Below are 18,232 nucleotides of genomic sequence, written 5' to 3' on the forward strand. Positions count from 1 at the left end.
GCGGTCTCTCGCGCTCCCTTCACACCCGAGACCCGCTTCTTGCGCAAGCCTTCGTCGCGGAAGCCACGAGAAGGGCTCAGCCCCGGGCGCCCGCCCGCTCCAGGAGTGCACCGCCGGGACCGAAGCCCAGGGTGAGGCACAGGATTCGCGCATGACTCGCGAGTCGCGGCTCCCCGCGCGCGGCCTCCGCGGAGAGCTCCGCGTCGTTGAGCACGAGCACGTCGCCGCTGTCCGGCAGCCCGGCATGCGCGAGGAGGTCGTGCACGAGGGACGCGTGTCCCTCCCAGCCGTAGGTGCAGCCTCCCGGGAGGAGCGCATCGTCCAAGGGACAGGGGAGCGCCAGGCACAGTCCGTCGGAGGCCCGGGTGTCCGTGTCTCGCGCGAAGCCGCGCAGCGCGCCCGCGATGAAGTGGACGGCCGCTGGGATGTGGTGCCCCTCCGCGGGCCGCGGCCTGCCGATGAAGAGGCGCGGGAGCGCGGTGACATCCCGCTCGAAGACCCGCGGCGGCGTGTGCCGGCTCACGCACTTGACGCTCGTCTGCCCGACGTCGAGCGCGAGGGGATTCGAGGCGGAGGCCGGGAGCAGCTGGAGCCCCGCGAGCACCGGCGCGAAGCGGGGCGCCTCCGCGAGGTGGATGGGGCAGCGAAGTCCCCGGGCCGCCTCCGCGAGTGCGGGCTCGAAGTCCTCCAGACACAGCAGGCCCCCCGTGAGCCACACCGCGTCCACCGCGTGTCGATGGACCAGCACCTCGATGGCGGCGAGGAGGCCGGGCATCAGGCGTTGCGCGAGCCGCGCTTCGGGGACCCCCGCCAGCCGGTCTGCCTCCACGCGAGGGGCGCTCAGGTGCTCCCATAGCTCGCGTCCGAGCACCGGGAGGTTCCAGACCTCCAGCGGTGTCACGCCCGGGGCCCGGTAGCGGCGAGGGCTCCGGTGGCTCATGTGACGAGCCGGACGATGCGCTCGGCGACTTCCCTCGCGCCATCCTGGGCGCGGTACGACGCGGAGATGGCGGCGACCTTCGCTCGCAGCGGCGTGCCCGGGGCCAGGAGCTGGCGAAGCGCGTCCCGGCAGTCCTCCACGGTCAACGTGTCGGGCTCCCTCGTGAGCCCCGCGCCCGAGGCCCGGAGGAAGTGCGCCTGGATGGGCTGGTCATTGCAGACGGGCAGCAGCAGCAGCGGGACACCCTCCGTCAGCGCCTCCATCACCGAGTTGGCGCCGCCGTGCGAGACGAAGACGGAGGCCTTCGGGAGCAGCTGGCGCTGCGGCGTGTAGGGGACGGCCACCACGTCGCCGGGCAGCGAGCGCGAGAACTCCGTGTCGGCCAGCTCCCCGGCGCTGAGGACCAGCGTGACGCCCAGGGGCGCGGCGGCCTCCGCGAGGGTGCGGAACAGCGTGGGCTGCCACGAAATCTGGCTGCCGAAGGACACATACACCACGGGCTTCGAGCCCAGCCGCTCCCACGGGAAGTCCACCTCGTCGCCACGGGGCTCGGGAGGAATGGAGGGGCCGACGAGCGCGGTGTCGGGAGGCAGGCCCGCGCCGGGACCGAGGAAGGCCTCGGTGGCGAAGATCGTGTTGAGGCGCGGGGAGAGGCACTCGCAGTTTCGGAAGCGCGCATCGTCGAAGCCGTGCCGCGCGAACAGCGCCGCGCGCTCTTTCGCCAGCGCGCGCACGTTGCGGCGCAGGCCGTAGTCCTCCATCGGCTCCAGCAGCGAGAGCGCGGAGGACACGCCCACCCACGGGAGCTTCTCCCGGTGCGCGGCCAGCACGGCGGCGTACTGCATCCCATCCAGCGCGAGGACATCGGGGCGGAAGCTCCGGACGACCTGGCTCACGGGCTCCAGCAGCGCGGGCACCGCGTCGATGAGCAGCCCACGAATCCACTTCCCGAGCGCCACTTCGTCGCGCACCAGCCGGGCCAGGGCCTCGCCGCCGGTCTCGATGGCGGGGGCCTCCTGCGCGAGCGGCGGCAGGTGGAGCACCTCCACGCCCAGGTTCGCGAGCTGCGGCGAGGGCTCCGGGATGCAGAGCCAGCCCACGGTGTGGCCCCTGCGGCGCAGCCACTGCGCGACTCCCATCATCGGGTTGATGTGGCCCTTCTCGGGAGACGTGCCAATCAGGATTCGGGACATGAGGAGCCTCGCGCCGCGTGCGCGTGGAGCATGGCGAGGGAACACAACCGCATCAACAGGCGATCCACCGCGCTGGCCTCGGGGGCGTCGGGCTCGATGTGCGTGGAATACTCCAGCAGCGCCAGCGCGGCCTCCGGGTCGATGACCTCCAGCGGCTCCAGGCGCGAGGGCGACAGCCAGGCGCGGTAGAGCTCCAGCCAGCGGGCCCGCATGGGACTGGAGAGCGCCGTGTGCCCGTAGCGTGGCGTCTTGCGCGCGAGCCGCACTTCATCTGGGACGAGGCCGCGCACGCCCTGGCGGAACAGCCACTTGCCGACGCCTTCGCGCGAGAGGGAGGACTCCGGCAGCGAGAGCGCCACGTTCGCGAAGCGCGTGTCGAGGTAGGGCGTGTGGACGGTGAGCCGGTGGGTCCGCGCGCCGCGCAGCTCCGGAGGCAACACCAGCTCGCGCAGCACCCAGGCGGCATGGCGCACCTCTTCGGAGGACTCCCGGTCCGCAAGCGACCAGGGCATCGGGTCGCGTGGGTCCCCCAAGTTGTCCACAAGGGGGCGCAGCACCGTGCGCGCGAGCTTCCGGTCCTCGTCGATGCGCGTCGCCGCCGAGGCCATCGCGTCCGGGTTCCCTCGGAGCACCTCGTCCGCTCCTGCCCCGCTGAGCATCACCGACGCGCCCAGCAGCCGGGCCGCCGCGTAGAAGGCGAAGCTCGCGATGACCCGCGCGTTGAGGAGGGGCGTCTCGGTGGCGATGACGGTGGGCTCGAACAGGTCGGGCAGCACGGCGTCCGGGATGGGCACGTCCACCAGCTCCACGCCGGTGAGGCGCGCGACGGTCCTGGCGTTGCGCCGCTCCGTCTCATCGGCGAAGTGGACCTCCATGCTCCAGGCGCGGACCCGGCCGGGCGCGTGACGGGCCGCCAGCGCGCACAGCACCGCGCTGTCCACGCCGCCGCTCAGGCTCACGTCCCGCGCGCCCGCGGCGACACGTGCGCCCACCACGTCGGAGCACGCGGACACGAGTCGCCGTGCCTGCTCGTCGTGGACCTGGACCTCGGCCTCGTTGGAGAGGGATTGCGCCGGCGCGGCTTCGCGCTGGACCTGGGGCAGGGGTGGCGCCACGCGGCTCACGCCCCGGAACAGGCTCTGGCTCGGCGGCAGGGCATGGAGCAGGAACGCGGCGATGCACGCGGGCTCCAGCCCCAGGAGGGGCGTGCTCCCGCCGCGGGCCTCGGAGGGCTCGGCGCGGGGCTTCTCCTCGGGCAGCGTGGCCCTGCCTCGGAGCGGGGGCGGGAGCAACCGCCACACGGACTCCTGGGGTTCACCGGAGGAGGACTGGTAGGACGGAAGGATGGCGAGCGGGCTGCTCGCGTCGCCAGAGGGTGCTGACACGCGGTGACTGTCTCAAGCCCTGGGGGGAGGCGGCAACCCCGCTATAGTCGCCAGGTGCGTTACGAGCTGCACGACGGCCGAATCCTCACCTGGTCCCTGGAGACGCACGTCGTCACCCACTGCAACCTGCGCTGCGTGCAGTGCTGCCCGCTGTCGCCGCACCTGCCCGCGTGGGCGGTGGAGCCCGACTCACTCCAGGCCGACCTCACCCGGCTGGCGCGAGTCCTCGAGCCCAACATCTTCAAGCTCACCGGTGGAGAGCCCTTCCTCCATCCGAATCTTCCCGCCGTGCTGGACGCCGTCCGGGCCTCTGGCATCTGTGAGCAGGTCTCCGTCACCACCAACGGGCTGCTCGCCGTGAGCGCGCCGGAGGCCGTCTACGAGCGCCTGGACCGGATGACCCTGTCCGTCTACTCCTCCGCGCCGCTGCCGGAGAAGTCCCTGGCGCGCATCACGGAGCGCTGTGAGCACCACGGGGTCCATCTCACGGTGAAGCGCATCGACGCCTTCCAGCAAATCACGCCAGAGGCGCCGCTGGGCTCGGACGCGGAGGTGCGCGATGTCTATGCGCGCTGCTGGCTGAAGGTCCGCTGCCACCTGGTCCACCAGGGGCGCTTCTACTCCTGCACCCGTCCACCGCACGTGGCCACGGTGCTGGGGCCCGCGCATCCGGACATGCCCGCGCTCGCGGAGGTGGACGGCGTGCGCCTGGACGCGCCGGACCTGCTCGAGCGGGTGCTGGGCCTCTTGGAGCGGGACACGCCGCTGGCCACGTGTCGTTACTGCCTGGGGGCCAGTGGCCCGTGGAAACCACACGCGCAGCTCCCACGGGCACCTCGCGGCTAGCGCTTCTCCTGGCCGGACTTCGGCACCGCGTTCTGCATCGACGGAGGGTAACGCTCTCCCGCCGCGACGCCGCGCGGGGCGACCGCGTCGATGTCCTTCAAGTCCTGGGGCGTGAGCTTCACCGCGAGCGCGCCCAGGTTCTCATCCAGGTACTTGCGTCGCTTGGTGCCGGGAATCGGAACCATGTCCGGCCCCTGCGCCATCACCCACGCGAGCGCGAGCTGCGCCGGTGTGCAGCCCTTGTCCTTCGCCAGCCGCTCCACCTTCGTCACCAGCTCCAGGTTGCGCGTGAAGTTCTCCCCCTGGAAGCGGGGCGAGTTGCGCCGGTAGTCATCCGCGGCCAGGTCCTCGAAGCGCTTGATTTGCCCCGTGAGGAAGCCGCGTCCCAGCGGGCTGTAGGGCACGAAGCCGATGCCCAGCTCGCGGCAGGCCTGAATCACTTCGTCTTCCGGGTCGCGGCTCCACAGCGAGTACTCGCTCTGGAGCGCGGCGATGGGGTGCACCTTGGACGCGCGGCGCAGCGTGTCGCCGTCGACTTCGGACAACCCCAGGTGCCGCACCTTGCCCTCGCGCACCAATTCCGCCATGGCGCCCACCGTGTCCTCGATGGGGGTGTGAGGGTCCTTGCGGTGCAGGTAGTAGAGGTCGATGACGTCCATGCCCAGCCGACGCAGGCTGGCCTCACACGCCTGCTTCACGTACTCCGGACGGCCGTTGATGCCGCGCGTCTGCGCGTTGTTCGGGTCCCGGACGATGCCGAACTTCGTCGCCAGCACCACCTTCGCGCGGTGGGGCTTGAGCACCCGGCCCACCAGCTCCTCGTTCTTCCCGGAGCCGTACATGTCCGCGGTGTCGAAGAAGGTGATGCCCCGCTCCAGCGCGTGGAGCAGCGTGGCCTCCGACTCCGTGTCGTCGCGTCCCGCATAGAAGTCAGACATCCCCATGCAGCCCAGGCCCATGGCGGAAACCTCCAGGCCCTGCTTGCCGAGCGTCCGCGTCTCCATCTGTCCCTCCCTCGCTGTGGCCACTGCCGTGGCGTTGCGTTCGTCGCGCGCCCTTTACTGTGGCGCGGCCGCCGGGACGTCAACTGGAACGACCCGCTCCCGAGGCAGGTCCACGGTGAAGGTGGAGCCTCGGCCCTGCTCGCTCTCCACGCGCACCCGTCCTCCCATGGCCTCCACCAGGGTCCGGGTGATGTAGAGGCCCAGGCCCAGGCCGCCATAGTGCCGCTCCGATACGGCCCGCTCGAAGCGGCCGAAGAGGCGGGGCAGGTGCTCCGGCGCGATGCCGATACCCTGGTCCCTCACCCGCAGCCGCGCGCGCGAAGGCGCCTGCTCCAGGCTCAGCAGGATGGGCTTGCCCGCGCCGTACTTCACCGCGTTGTCGATGAGGTTGGTGACGACCTGCTCCAAGCGCAGCCGGTCCCAGCGGCCGACGAGGCCTCCCTCGCCCCCCTCCACCTGGAGCGTGGAGCCAGCCCGGGCCGCGTGAGGCTCGTAGCGTGAGGCCACCTCGCGGATGAGCGCGCCCAGGTCCACGTCCTCCAGCTCCAACGCGAGCCGACCCGCCGCGATGCGCGACACGTCGAGCAAGTCCCCCACCAGCTCCGCCAGTTTCTTCACCTGCCGCGCGCCCGTGTCCACGTAGCCCTTCACCACCGAGTACGGAATGGTGTCCGGGTGCCGCTCCAGCTCGCGCGCCAGCGCCTGGAGCTTGAGGCTCAGCGGCGTGAGCGGCGTCTTCAGCTCGTGGCTGGCGATGGAGAGGAACTCGTCGCGCAGGCGGATGGCCTCTTGCGCCTCGCGGTACAGCCGCGCGTTCTCCATGGAGAGCGCGGCGCGGTAGGCCAGCTCCAGCCCGAAGGCCAGGTCCGCCTGCGTGTAGCGCCGGTTGGAGAAGGACGTGAAGAAGCTGAAGACGCCCAGCGTGTGGCCGCGCACCACCAGCGGCACGGCGATGAAGGAGCGCAGGCCCGTGGCCAGCATCACCCGCGCGTGGTTCTCGTTGTGGGCGCTGCGCTTGATGTGCGCGGGCGTCATCTCCTCCAGGAGGATGGCCTCGCCCCGCAGCAGCGCCGCGGTGGGCGGGTGGCGCGGGTTGCCCTCCGGCATGAGCTGGAAGTTGAGGACCTCCGCGGCGGTGGGCGCGTCCTCCGGCCGGGCGTGGGCGACCTCCAGCCGCCGGAAGTTGCCGTCCGGCTGCGCCAGGTCCACGAAGCACCAGTCGGCGAGCGCCGGCACCACCAGCTTGGCCAGGTTGCGCATCGTCATCTCGTAGTCGAGCGACGACGCGAGCACCGTGCTCACCTCGGCGAGCACGCGGGTGCGGAACTCGGCCTGCCGCAGCTCCGTGGCCAGCGCCTCCGCGCGCTGCCGCGCGTGCACCAGGTCCGTCACGTCGAAGCCGAAGCCCGCGATGCCGTCCACCTGGCCCTGCGCGTCGCGCGTGGGCTGGTAGACGAGGTTGTGGAAGGTCTCCTTCTCCATGCCGTCCGCCTGGAGGAAGCGCAGCGGGATGGCGTTGCCCACGAAGGGCTCCCCCGTGGCGTAGACGCGGTCCAGCACGCCGCGCGCATCCTGGTCCGCCACCTTCACCAGCCCCTCCTCGAAGGACTGACCCAGCAGGTCGCGGTTCTTCAGGAGGGTGCTGTTGCGCGCGTTGGAGAAGTCGAACGCCTGGGTGGCGCCCCGCAGGAAGAAAATCTGCGCGGGGGCCTGCATGAAGATGGTGTGCAGGCGGGAGCGGGCGGCCTCGGACGCGGCGCGGGCGCGGTGCTCGCGGTCCAGCAGCGTGGCCCGCTCCTCCAGCGCCCGGTTGAGCGTCACGTTCAGCTTGGTGATGAAGATGGCGAGCAGGCCGAAGATGCCCAGCGCGAGGATGTCCGCGGAGCGCATCTGGAGCGTCAGCCGCGGCGGCAGGAAGTGGTGGTCCACGGACACCAGGGACAGGGCCGTGACGAGCAGCGCGGGCCCCCAGCCTCCCCACCACCCCGCCACCATCACCGCGCCATAGAAGAAGAGGAACGGGCTGGTGGACATGAGCGGACGCAGCTCCATCTGGAGCAGCATCGCGATGCCATAGAAGGCCAGGGCGACGCCATAGCGGCCGGGCCACGACTTCTTCATCCAACGCCAGAACCGGCGCGGGTCGGGCGCGGGACGTGGCTCGAGTGACGCGGCCGCCAGGGAGTGCGAGGTCCCCGACGGGTGCGAGGTTTCCAGATGAGAGATGGGCGTGGGCAAGGCGGGTGGCCTCCTCACGACGAGATGGCGCCGCGACCATCCGAGTCGAGTTGCCCAGGAGGACAGCGCGGCAGCCGCATGATGGTCCTACTCAAGGCCCGACCGCGCCCTTCCCGCATGCAAGTGATTGAAGGAATACGCTCCGAGGGGGAACGTGTGTCTTTTCGTTTCCACTTGTTGCGTGGTTACCGCTTGCTCGGCGCACGGGGCTTGGAGGACCCAGTCAGTCCTGACGCTGCCGATGAAGACTTTCAGGGGTGTTGTTTTGGTTTGACGAACGAGTGTTCGCCGCGCGCGGCCGGGTGCGTCACCTCACCCGGTGCGGGAGCGCGGAGATGTTGTTGCGGCGACATGGTTGCGGAAGGGGAGGGGCTTGCTCCCCGAGGACAGGGACGCCTCGCTCACGGCGCGCACGAGGAGCTGGGGCGGCTTGCTCCAGCCCAGGTTGCGCAGCGCGGAGGTGAGTCGCTCGCACAGCGGGGCCACGTCGGTGTCCACCGCGCCGGCCAGCTCCAGCTCGAAGCGCGAGGGCTCCACCTGGGTGAGGCGAAAGGCTCTCAGCGCATGGTGCTTGAACACCCACGCCAGGGCCCAGGCATCCACGGTGCGTCCAGAAGGCAGAGTGTAATGGCAGGCGCCTCGGCCGCTGAATTGCCCCAGCGTCCATCCGTGGAAACCGCAGGTGCACACCTCCCTGCATGTCCTTCCCCTGTCGCCCGGGAGGTAGCGCAGCAGGGGCAGCACGCTGGGGCGCAGGCGCGTCACCACCACCTCGTCCATGTCCGGCTCCAGCCAGACGTCGGGCGCGAGGACATGGAAGCGGCCGGGAGACTGGAGGCACTCCCAGGCGAGCGGGCCCGTCTCCGTCGTCGCGTAATAGTTGAGGAGCGGGACGGGCAGCTTGCGCGCGAGCGCCGCGCGGGTGTCGTCGGGCAGGTGCTGCGCCGAGGTGAGCACCAGTGCGGGCGGCGGAACCTCGCGCTGCTCCGCGAGCCAGCGCAGCCCCTCCGGGTCCGAGAAGAGGATGGCCGGGCGCACGCGGCACAGCCGCTCCCGAGCATCGTCGCGCAGCACGGAGATGCGATGCAGCGCGCCGCCGTGGAGGATGGGCAGGCGCACCGAGTACTCCAGTCCTCCCGGCAGCGCGTCCAGCAGCACCACGCGGGGCCGAGGGGGCGGGGTGACGCCCGCGCGCTCCAGCCAGAAGCGCAGCACGGCCCACATGTGCAGGCAGTCGAGCCTGTCCCGCACCACCTTCACGGGCTCCCCCGTGGAGCCGGAGCTGCGCACCACCACGCCCTCGTCGTCGGAGGACAGCGGCGCGGGGACCTGGTCCCAGTGCCGGGCGAGGACGCTTCGCTCCAGCGCGGGGAAGTGGCGCAGGTCCTCGAGCGACTGGAGGTCGCCGGGGTGCAGGCCGGCCTCGCGCAGGCGCCGCGAGTAGTAGGGCGAGGCGAGCAGCGCCTCTCGCAGCGGGCCCAGCCGGGAGTCGAGCTGCGCGCGAGCCTGGGCTTCGTCCTCGAGGGTGGTGAAGCGGGTCAGCGCGTGGGCGATGGACTGGGCCCAGGGGATGTGGCGGCGCTGGGTGTCGGTGTCCCGGCGGATGTTCGCGCGGGGAGCCACGCGAGCCTCCGGCGAGAGGCCGTGCGTCACTCGCGCCATCCTCGGGCATCGGCGGCGCGCTTCTCCGCTTCCTGAAGCTCCTTGAGGCGCTTGTCGGCCTCCCGCTTCCGGGCCTCGTCCGCCCTCTCCAGCTCCTTGAGGGCGGCGCGGTAGTCGAGCTTCTTGAGCCGCGCGTCGGACTCCATCGCCGTCTCGCCCTTCACCTGTCCCTGCACCGCGTGCACCCACTTGCGCAGGAACTCCTCCTGCCGGAAGGCGTTGGAGCGCACCATCTCCGCGGTCAGCGGCTCCACCCGCGTGAAGAAGAGCGCCAGCAGGACCTTGGCGTCGGCGTCCTTGCGCAGCGCCTGGGCCGAGTCCTCGCCCAGCGTCGTCGACGTCAGCACGTGCGCGAGCATCCCCACCTGCTCCTTCCAGAGGCCGGCGGCCTTCGAGGTGTGCTCGAGGCCCGCCCAGTCCGCGCGCGAGGGAGGGCGCAGGCCCGCCACACGGAAGACGTCGCAGATGATGGCCACCGACAGGTCGTGTGGATACGGCGACACGAGCGGGACGGCGGAGAGCTGCTTCTGGATGTCCTTGATGTCGAAGACCATCACTTCTCCAGCAAAGCCTGGGACAGGGCCGCGGCGGCGGGGCCGAAGTCCGACAGCCATTTCACCACGACCAGGCGGAAGCCGCGCTCGCGAACCACGGGCGCCAGCGTCTGCCGCGCGTGCACGTCATCCGCGAGCGAGAGCAGCGCGACCACCATGCGCGAGCCCCTCACCACCTCCACCAGCGTGTCCATGTGGTCTTCCGCCGTCGCGTTCGCCAGGAAGTCGCTGTCGGAGATGATGACGCGGAGCACGTCGCGCTTCTCCCGCGCGGACCGGCGGAGCACGTCGAAGGGCAGCTGCGTGCCTCCGCCGATGTAGTGCAGGAAGAAGTCGCGGGCGTACTCCTCGTCGTACATCCAGGGCGAGACGAGCGGCGAGCCGTGCGAGTAGATGATGCCGCGCACCCGGGCCTGCTTGCGCAGCGCGGAGGCGGACAGCACCTGCGCGGCCAGCGTCATGGCGTTGAGCTGCATCTCCGGGTTCGGCATGGAGCCGCTGGTGTCCAGGTAGATTTCCAGCTCGGGCACGCCGGGCTCGGTGCCAGGGGGCTCCTCCGCTTCCAGCTCGCGGCGCAGCGGGGACACGGCGGCCAGGTGTCCCTGCGAGAGCACCGTCAGCGTCCAGTCGATGGCGGACGGGTCATCGCCATACTCCCAGGCCTCGGGCGTGGTGCGCAGGTAGGGCTCGACGCGGTTGGGCGCGGCGGGGAGCTTCAAGAGGTGCTTGTCGACCTCGCGCCGGTAGTGCCGGGACACCAGCGCGCGGCGCAGCTTGCCGTCGCCGGTGCCGGGCAGGCTCCGGGTGATGCGATTGATGTTGTCGAGTGCATCGGGCGCGGAGGAGACCTGGTCCGCGCTCAGCCAGCCTCGCTCGCGGGCCTCGCCCAGCGCGTCCTGCCAGCGCCCGCCGCTCTGGAGCGCGGAGTCCCAGTCATCCACGTCCGGCGTCGGCACGTCGCTGGCCATGGGCATGGAGCCCGTGCCGTCGTCGGGGCCGGAGAGGTAGCGCAGGAAGGTGGCGCAGAAGTAGAGGAACTGGAGGCGCGGGCCGGGCAGCGCGTAGAAGGTCTGCGCGAAGACGCGTGCCTCCACGCGCAAGCCCGGGAAGCGCTCCTCCATGGCGCGCATCTCCGTCCGAGGCACCAGCGTCCCGGGCTCGCAGCCCCACAGCTCCTCGTGGATGGACAGGTAGAAGAAGAACAGCGGGGACATGCTGCGGCGGGCGTAGACGCTCTGGAAGTTCCGGTACACCCGGCACAGGTCCTCCCAGTGGGTGCGGCCCACCACTTCGTTCACCTGGAGGTCGTAGAAGAAGTTCGTCAGGGATTGCTTCAGGCCGGGGAGCAACTGCTGCTCCATGACCTTCAGCTCCGCGTCCCAGCCCAGCGTGTGGGGGAAGCGGGCGTGGTGGCCGATTTCGTGGGCCAGCACGGCCATGAGGCTGGCCTCCGCGCTCATGGACTCCAGCAGGTGGAAGTTCACGAAGACCTGCCGCTTCACCATGTTGATGTAGGCGAGCGGCTCGTTCGCGTGGTCCGCGTCCGCGCGGAAGGGGACGTGGGGCTCCGGGGGACTCAGGCGCACCTGCACATCCCACAGCGCCAGCGCGTCCTGCCAGGCCTTCGCGATGAGCTCCGGTGTGAAGCGGGACGGGCTCATGCGGGCGCGAGCACCAGCACGAAGCGCGAGGTGTCCAGCGTGCCCGCGGCGCGCCAGTCATTGGCCCCGGTGGCGAAGAAGGCATCCACGCGCGGGTCGTGCTCCTCCATGGCCGTCAGGTGCGGCGTCTTCACGTGCGTGACTTCGGGCGTCTCGCGGCAGCCCATGGCGCCCAGGGGAATCGGCGGGTCCCCGACGAGGAGGATGCCCTGCGTCGCGGCCTCGCGCCCGGCCACGGCGTGGCGGTGCCGGTCGTGCACGCACAGCACGGTGGGCGCGAGGAAGTGGATGGCGCCTGGGAGGAAGCGGCTGTCCTCTCGGGACAGGTCGATGAGGTAGGGCTGGGCGCGGTCCCCCAGCTTCTCGGTGGGCGGCTCCATGGCGACGGTGGCCGTCTCGCGCAGGCGCTCCTCGATGCCGGCGAGGGAGTCGAGCCGCTGGCTGACGCGGTGGAAGATGCGCTGCACCCAGGGGGGCGCGGACTCCAGGTTCTCGCCCACGTTCCAGAGTTGCGCGAGCGTGCTGGCGCGCGCGGACTCGGGGACACCCGAGAGGAGGCGAGGCACCAGGTCGGACCACGCGAGGGTGAAGAAGTTCTGCCGGCCCGCGGTGGCGGGGTAGAGGTAGCCCAGGCCGATGGCCTCCGCGCCCAGGCGCAGGTAGGCGCGCATCAGCTCCGCGGCGCTGGTGCTGGAGGCGCCGGACTTGGACAGGGATTCGGCCAGGCGCTGCGCGGGGCCCTGGCGCAGCTCGCGCCAGAGGTCCGCGTCCCAGCGTACGTAGCGGCCCTGGGCCTGGGCCTCGAGCTCGTCCTCGAAGGCGGTGCTCACAGGCGGCCTCCGGGGTTGTCCTTCAGCCACGTCGCGTAGTTGCGGTAGCGGCTGTACATGGACTTGAGGTGGATGAGGTCCTCGTAGACGGGGCCGGAGAGCTCCTGCTTGGTGAGCAGCTCGTTCATCAGCGCGGTGACGGAGGCCAGGCGCTTCTCGGTGGTGCGCAGGTCGATGCCGGACAGGCCCTTGTCCAGCTCCTCGCGCAGGACGGACACCTTGCGGCGGATGGGCTGGTGGCGCTCGTGGTGCTCCATGGCCATGTCGAACATGTGGCGGATCCACGCGACGCGGTCCTGGAGGAGGACCTTGTGGCCCTTGGCCTCGAAGAAGGCGCTGCGGGTGTTGGGGACCAGCTTCTCGTGCAGCACCCACGGGGCGATTTGACGGAAGTCCTCCAGCTCCACCGTGGTGTGTCCGCGGAAGAAGGCGAGCGCCTTCGCGTAGTGGAGGATGGTCTGGTAGGCGCGCACGCTGACGCCGTTCTCCGTCTGCGTGCAGAGGTGCACCTTCTTGTCGAGCGGGCACTGCTCGTTGCACACGGCGGAGACGGACTGCCCGGCGAGCTTGAGGGTGTCCTTGTGCTTGAACTCGAAGCGGGGCGAGGCCATGCGGCAGAAGTCGAGCTGGCCCAGGAAGAAGGCCACGCGCTCGAGGACGTCCTTGGGGACGTCGACCTCGAGGATGGAGGCGTAGGCGCGCTCCAGCTCTCCGTCGGTGAAGATGACGTCCTTGGGGAGCATCTCCTCGGGGGACTTGTCGGCCTCGATGCGCTGGAGGAGGGTGTCGATGAAGTTCGAGTTGAAGGGGACGGCGCGGACGACGACGTCGAGGCGGTCCTTGAGGGCCTCGATGACCTGGAAGGTGCCGCCGCCCTGGTCGTCATTGGCGGTGAGGAACCAGGAGGAGCGTCCCGCGTAGACGTACTGGTCCATCATCTCCGCGTAGCCCTCGGCCATGAGGGAGAGGAGGGCGGACTGCGTCTTGGTGGGGATGCGGTTGTACTCGTCGATGATCTTGACGCGCTGGGTGATCCACTTGCGCCAGCTCACCTTCACGGCGGAGAGGTCATCCGCCTTGAGCATGTCGGAGGGGAGGGGTGCGCCGAGGAGGTCGGCGATGGAGAGCTGGGGGTGGCCGCGTTGGATGGAGCGGCGGATGTCCTCGCGGGACATGCCGGACAGGAGGGCCATGAGGATGGCGGAGGTCGTCTTGCCGCGGCCGGGGCCGCCGATGAGCAGGGCGCGGCGGCAGGTGAAGAGGGTGAGCAGGGGGATGAGGACGAAGGAGCTGTAGCTCATGCTCTCGGGGAGGTGGACCTCGTCCCCGGCGGAGTTCTTGAGCGAGGCGGAGCCTCCGAACTCGATGTCGTAGTAGGGGCAGATGACGGCGTTGTTGGTGATCCACCAGTACGCCTGCCGCATCTTGTCGTGGAGGCTGCCCCCGTCACGCTCGGAGAGGTGGACGTTGAGTCCCTTGTCCACCGAAGCCCGCCCCGTGAGCAGGCGTGACACCCAGTCCTGATTGGCCATGTGCGGCGGAGACTAGCAAATGGCGTGGGACTACAGGGTGACGCCCCGGAGCTGATATGCGAGGCGACTCATGAGCCATTGGCGCTGGGTGCTCTGTGTTCTGTGGGTGTGTGGGCTCGGACTCGTGGCTCCCGCAGCCCGGGCTTCACCGCCGTCCATGGTGGGGGCCGCGGTCAAGTCGACTCCCCCGGCACCGGGCGACAGCTCCATCCAGGCTCGGCTCAAGGCGTGTCTGCTCCTCGGTGATGTCCAGTGCGTCGTCGCGCAATGGATGTTGCTCAAGGGCACGGACAAGGTGCCGGAGTGGCTGAGTCGATTTCAGTGGGCCTTCGAGACGAGCAATCGGCAGGCGGGGCAATGCCCCAAGGTGGCGAAGGCGATTCACGAAGGGTTGACCCGACTGGGCGAGCGGCCCGAGTTCTATCGGCTCACCCTCGTGGGAGAGCATCGCAAGTTCCTGGGGTTCGATGAAATCGTGAAGGGAGTCCTGGTGAAGAGTCATCAGGTGACGACCAATGGCCTTCACTTCGTGGTGAGACTCCAAGGGCGCATCTTTGATGCATACACAGGGCCCGCGGGACTTCCTGAAGAAGAGTACGTGAGGCGGCTCATCCCCTACCCGGGCATGAAGCTCGTGATGGAGACGGTGGACTCGATATGACGAAGGTCGTGAAAGAGGAGCCGGTGCCCGAGGCGCTGCGTGGGCGGCCCGTGGGGTTGCTCGACGTTCTCCGCTGGTCGCGGGAGCAACTCCTGAAGGGGAGGGGCCTCTGGTACGTGGCGGGAGGGGACCGGGTCGACTCGCTGGTCTCCTTCATCCACGGATGGCTCGCGCACAACATCTTCAATGGAGGAGCGGACCCGGCGTGGCACCAGTTCGAGACGTGGCTGCGTGATGTGAAGGGGGAGTTCCCGGCGGAGGGCTGGCACGTCAAGTTCCTCGAGGACTGCCAGGGAGACCATGCACGCGCCGCGATGAAGTTCCTCGACTACGTGGAGGAGTTCGCGACGCAGCGTGGGACTACAGGGTGACCAGCCCCATGCGCGCCGCGCGCACCACGGCCTCCGTGCGGCGCTGGACGCCGAGCTTGGAGAGCACCGCGTTCACATGGAACTTCGCGGTGTGCTCACTGATGCCGAGCCGGTCCGCGATGGCCTTGTTCGACAGCCCCTCCGCCAGCAACGCGAGCACCTCGCGCTCTCGCGGCGTGAGCGTCTCCGGGCCGGGTGCGTGACGGGCCTGGGCCGGCGCGCTCCTCGGCGCCGCGCGCACGTCCGCGAGCCCCGTGTCGAACACCGCCAGCCCTTGCGAGACCGCGGACAACGCCGACGTGAGCGGACCGGGACCGACGTCCCGGAACAACAACCCCCGCGCCCCTGCTGTCAGCGCGAGCTCGCCCGCGGCTTCGTCCGACACCAACGCCAACACCGGCGCTCCCAGGTCCGGCAGCTCCACGCGCCCCTCGGACTCCTGTAACCGCATTCCCGTATCCCAGAGCACCACGTCAGGGGCCTCGCTCCGGGTGGACTCCAGCTCCACCTGCGTCCCGGCGCCGAGCAACACCAGCTCGCCCCCGCGGTCGCTCAGCACCCGTGACAGCGCACCTCGCGCCAGCGGGTCTTCCGCGACCAACACGAGACGAATCGGAGGGAGGGAGGCATCCAGCACGGAATCCCTCTCCTAACGCGCTGCACCTTCCGTCGCTCGCGCCCTGTATCGGCTGTTGTGGGGAGGAGACAGACAACTTTTTCACTGACCGTCCGATAAGTTCATAAATGCTTGGATGACACGCCCCCGGTCATCACCCCTCTCTCCCCGGAGTCCCCTCATGGCCGTCGGTGGCGCGGGTTCGTCCCGCAGCAGCACCAGTTCGTCCCGAAGCACCTCCTCCAGTTCCTCCCGCAGCACCTCCACGGGAAGCATGGCCGCTGGCCGTGCGGCGGACCGAGCGAGCGTCAGCGGTTACTCAGGTGACAGCCGCTCCTCGAAGTCCTCCACCTCCAAGTCCTCGACGACGTCCGGCTCGATGGCCTCCGCCCGAGCGGCGGACCGCGCGAGCGTGAGCGGTTACTCCGCTGACAGCCGCACCTCGAAGTCGACGTCGAACAAGTCGGGCTCCATGGCGCAGGGCCGCGCCGCGGACCGCGCGAGCGTGAGCGGTTACTCCGCTGACAGCAGCTTCTCCCGGCCCGGCTCCATGGCCGCCGCCCGCGCCGCCGACCGGCAGAGCGTGCTGGGCTACACCAGCAATACGCAGCGCAAGGGCGCGACGAACGACACCGTGTCGGGCCTCCAGGACCGCCTGCGCTCCGCGGGCTTCGACCCCGGCACCACGGATGGGAAGTTCGGCCCCGCGACGCAGCGCGCCGTCCGCGACTTCCAGCGCGCGATGGGCCTCAAGGTCGACGGGGTCGTGGGCAAGCGGACCTTCAACGCCCTCAACGGCCTGTCGAGCTTCACCGCCGCGAAGAAGCCCGACGCCACCACCACCCAGCAGGTCACCCAGGCGCGCCCGGGGGAGCGGCCCTACCAGGCCATGTCCCGGCTCGCCGCGCAGCACGGCCTGCATGTGACGTCGGACATCGGAGGACGGCACAACCCCGGCTCGCTGCACCCCCTGGGTCGCGCCATCGACGTGCGGACCCGCGGTGTCTCTGCGGCGCGCATCGACGCGTTCATCGCGGATGCCCGCGCCGCCGGCTACCGGGTTCGCGACGAGCGGACACGCCCCAGGGGCCAGGCGGAGTGGAGCGGCCCGCACCTCCACATCTCGCAGTAGTCCGCGAGGGAGGCGCGCTTCAGCTCCTCCAGTGCAGGTACAGGAACGCCGCCGCCGCGCCGAGCGTGAGCATCATCCCGAGCAGACTCCACGTCAGGATGGAGCAGCCCGGCGCGGCCCGTGAAATCGTGGGGAGCTTCTGCGTCTTCAGCTCCTCCACGAGCTGCGCGAGCATCCCCAGGTCGTAGCCCACGGGCTCGCCCTCGCGAATCCGCCGTCCGAGCTCCGGCAGCATCCCCTCGGCGAAGAACCGCGAGGACAGCCACAGGCTGCGCGCCTGGAGCATCCGGTCCGTCCCGCCGCGAGCGGGGTCCAATCCGCATCCGTCACAGGGCTCGAAGGGGCCCTCCTTCGTCTCGCCACATCCCACACAGACGGCCACGTTCATGGGCCCATCCTAACGCGAGCCTCGGGCCCCTCCGCCCCGTCATGCGAGCGTGACACCGTGGCCCGGTGCTTGGGCATCCAGCCACAGCCGTGAGCCCTCGTAGCGAAGCCCGCCGTGGAACGGATGCCGCGCGATGAACAGCGGCGTGTCCAGGTCCGCGTACGTGAAGCCGCCCAGCCCCGCCGCCAGATGCGCGGACGCGCTCATCGCCAGCACGCTCTCCACCATCCCCCCCACCATCAGCTCCAGCCCCGCCGCGCGCGCCAGGCTCCACATCGTCAGCGCCTCCACCACGCCGCACTTCATCGTCTTGATGTTGATGCCGTGCGCGGCGCCCTCGCGGATGAGCCGCAGCACGTCCTTCGCCGAGCGCGCGGACTCGTCCGCGCACACCCGCACGCGCGAGCGCCCCGCCACCTCCGCCATGCCGGCGAAGTCCGCCGCGGGCACCGGCTGCTCCAGCAGCGCCAGGGGCACCTCCGCCCGCTCCAGCTCCTTCACGAAGGCCAGCGCCTCCGCCACGTCGTAACCCCCATTCGCATCCGCGAACAGCCGCGCGTGGGGCGCGACCTGGTGGATTGCGACCATCCGCGCCGCGTCCTCGTCCGGCGACAAGGCCCCCACCTTCACCTTCAGCGTGGTGATGCCTCGCTTCAGGATGGCGCGCGCGGACTCCGCGGCGTGCGCCACGTCTCCCGCCGTCACCGTCATGTCGATGTCCAGCGACGTCCCCGCGCCCCCCAGCAGCACGTACAGCGGCACGCGGTGATGCCGCGCCAGCGCGTCCAGCACCGCCATCTCCACTCCCGCGCGGGCCGCGGGCGCCAGCGCCAGTCCATCCCCCAGCCACTCCGACAGCGGGCGCCACGCGCGGACGTCCCGGCCCAGCAGCCCCGCGCGCACCGCCTCCAACGACGCGAGCGTGCTGCCCTGCGTCTCTCCGCTCACGGCGGGGAAGGGAGCCGCCTCCCCCAGGCCCACCGTGCCGTCCGCCAGCGTCAGCCGCACCAGGACGTTCTCGGCCACGTGCTGCGCCCCCGTGGCGATGGCGAACGGCTCTGTCAGCGGCAGGTCCAGGGACTCGAAGGAGACGGCGGTGATGAGCGTGGGCGTCATGTCTGGAAACACATCCTGGGCCCCTCCGGGGAAAGGAGGGGACACGCGATAGGTAGGTTCATCGTATTCAACCCGGTGCTCCGAGGTGTCAGGGAGTCGGATG

At 70.4% G+C, this 18,232-nt stretch carries 17 protein-coding genes; 4 read left to right on the top strand and 13 right to left on the bottom strand.

The window, feature by feature from the left end; all coding sequences use genetic code 11:
- Positions 1-76: 76 nt before the first annotated feature.
- The 3 genes from MYSTI_RS01460 to MYSTI_RS01470 are packed head-to-tail and all read right to left on the bottom strand — an operon-like array spanning position 77 to position 3,518.
- The gene (locus MYSTI_RS01460; RefSeq protein ID WP_015345916.1) at positions 77-940 is read right to left on the bottom strand and encodes an ROK family protein; all 864 of its coding nucleotides are present in this window, start codon (positions 938-940) and stop codon (positions 77-79) included.
- Entirely contained in the window at positions 937-2,133 is a 1,197-nt protein-coding gene (locus MYSTI_RS01465; RefSeq protein ID WP_015345917.1) for a glycosyltransferase, read from the bottom strand. Before MYSTI_RS01465 ends, MYSTI_RS01460 begins: the two co-directional genes overlap by 4 nt.
- Entirely contained in the window at positions 2,118-3,518 is a 1,401-nt protein-coding gene (locus tag MYSTI_RS01470) for an asparagine synthase-related protein (protein WP_044278301.1), read from the bottom strand. Before MYSTI_RS01470 ends, MYSTI_RS01465 begins: the two co-directional genes overlap by 16 nt.
- A gap of 54 nt (positions 3,519-3,572) precedes the next feature.
- Between MYSTI_RS01470 and MYSTI_RS01475 the strand changes: the two genes are divergently transcribed.
- On the top strand, positions 3,573-4,364 hold the full coding sequence (locus MYSTI_RS01475) for a radical SAM protein (protein ID WP_015345919.1): 792 nt from the start codon (positions 3,573-3,575) through the stop codon (positions 4,362-4,364).
- Here the strand turns inward: MYSTI_RS01475 and MYSTI_RS01480 are convergent.
- The 7 genes from MYSTI_RS01480 to MYSTI_RS01510 form a co-directional block, all read right to left on the bottom strand.
- Positions 4,361-5,368, bottom strand: coding sequence for an aldo/keto reductase (locus MYSTI_RS01480; RefSeq protein ID WP_015345920.1), 1,008 nt, complete (start codon positions 5,366-5,368; stop codon positions 4,361-4,363). The genes MYSTI_RS01475 and MYSTI_RS01480 overlap by 4 nt on opposite strands.
- 54 nt (positions 5,369-5,422) lie before the next feature.
- Positions 5,423-7,489, bottom strand: a complete 2,067-nt coding sequence (locus MYSTI_RS01485) for a sensor histidine kinase (protein WP_144370254.1) — start codon at positions 7,487-7,489, stop codon at positions 5,423-5,425.
- Between the two features lie 429 nt (positions 7,490-7,918).
- Complete coding sequence (locus MYSTI_RS01490) at positions 7,919-9,268, bottom strand: phenylacetate--CoA ligase family protein (RefSeq protein ID WP_044278302.1); 1,350 nt, start codon at positions 9,266-9,268, stop codon at positions 7,919-7,921.
- Complete coding sequence (locus MYSTI_RS01495) at positions 9,256-9,822, bottom strand: hypothetical protein (protein WP_015345923.1); 567 nt, start codon at positions 9,820-9,822, stop codon at positions 9,256-9,258. Before MYSTI_RS01495 ends, MYSTI_RS01490 begins: the two co-directional genes overlap by 13 nt.
- A complete protein-coding gene (locus MYSTI_RS01500) occupies positions 9,822-11,483 on the bottom strand; it encodes a M48 family metalloprotease (protein WP_015345924.1) in 1,662 nt (553 codons plus the stop codon). Before MYSTI_RS01500 ends, MYSTI_RS01495 begins: the two co-directional genes overlap by 1 nt.
- Positions 11,480-12,313, bottom strand: coding sequence for a hypothetical protein (locus tag MYSTI_RS01505; protein ID WP_015345925.1), 834 nt, complete (start codon positions 12,311-12,313; stop codon positions 11,480-11,482). Before MYSTI_RS01505 ends, MYSTI_RS01500 begins: the two co-directional genes overlap by 4 nt.
- Positions 12,310-13,827, bottom strand: a complete 1,518-nt coding sequence (locus tag MYSTI_RS01510) for an AAA family ATPase (protein ID WP_233278131.1) — start codon at positions 13,825-13,827, stop codon at positions 12,310-12,312. The genes MYSTI_RS01505 and MYSTI_RS01510 overlap by 4 nt, the downstream gene beginning before the upstream one ends.
- 142 nt (positions 13,828-13,969) lie before the next feature.
- Here MYSTI_RS01510 and MYSTI_RS01515 point away from each other — a divergent pair, with 142 nt between their 5' ends.
- Together MYSTI_RS01515 and MYSTI_RS01520 are read left to right on the top strand one after the other, a co-directional pair.
- The gene (locus MYSTI_RS01515; RefSeq protein ID WP_144369960.1) at positions 13,970-14,506 is read left to right on the top strand and encodes a hypothetical protein; all 537 of its coding nucleotides are present in this window, start codon (positions 13,970-13,972) and stop codon (positions 14,504-14,506) included.
- Positions 14,503-14,877: a hypothetical protein gene (locus tag MYSTI_RS01520; RefSeq protein WP_015345928.1), complete on the top strand. Its 375-nt coding sequence runs from the start codon at positions 14,503-14,505 to the stop codon at positions 14,875-14,877. Before MYSTI_RS01515 ends, MYSTI_RS01520 begins: the two co-directional genes overlap by 4 nt.
- On the opposite strand, the gene MYSTI_RS01525 is transcribed toward MYSTI_RS01520, so the two are convergent.
- Positions 14,867-15,514, bottom strand: a complete 648-nt coding sequence (locus MYSTI_RS01525) for a response regulator transcription factor (protein WP_015345929.1) — start codon at positions 15,512-15,514, stop codon at positions 14,867-14,869. The genes MYSTI_RS01520 and MYSTI_RS01525 overlap by 11 nt on opposite strands.
- A gap of 253 nt (positions 15,515-15,767) precedes the next feature.
- On the opposite strand from MYSTI_RS01525, the gene MYSTI_RS40400 reads away from it, so the two are divergent.
- Positions 15,768-16,625 carry a peptidoglycan-binding domain-containing protein gene (locus MYSTI_RS40400; RefSeq protein ID WP_052350865.1) on the top strand — a complete coding sequence of 286 codons (858 nt, stop codon included), beginning with the start codon at positions 15,768-15,770 and terminating at the stop codon, positions 16,623-16,625.
- A gap of 19 nt (positions 16,626-16,644) precedes the next feature.
- Here MYSTI_RS40400 and MYSTI_RS01535 read toward each other — a convergent pair whose 3' ends face one another.
- Both MYSTI_RS01535 and MYSTI_RS01540 read right to left on the bottom strand, forming a co-directional pair.
- Entirely contained in the window at positions 16,645-17,013 is a 369-nt protein-coding gene (locus tag MYSTI_RS01535; RefSeq protein WP_015345931.1) for a hypothetical protein, read from the bottom strand.
- Positions 17,014-17,052: 39 nt separating this feature from the next.
- Entirely contained in the window at positions 17,053-18,129 is a 1,077-nt protein-coding gene (locus MYSTI_RS01540; protein WP_044278305.1) for a dipeptide epimerase, read from the bottom strand.
- Between the last annotated feature and the right edge of the window lie 103 nt (positions 18,130-18,232).

Origin of the sequence: Myxococcus stipitatus DSM 14675, from assembly GCF_000331735.1 — a bacterium.
In the GTDB taxonomy this organism is placed as follows: domain Bacteria; phylum Myxococcota; class Myxococcia; order Myxococcales; family Myxococcaceae; genus Myxococcus; species Myxococcus stipitatus.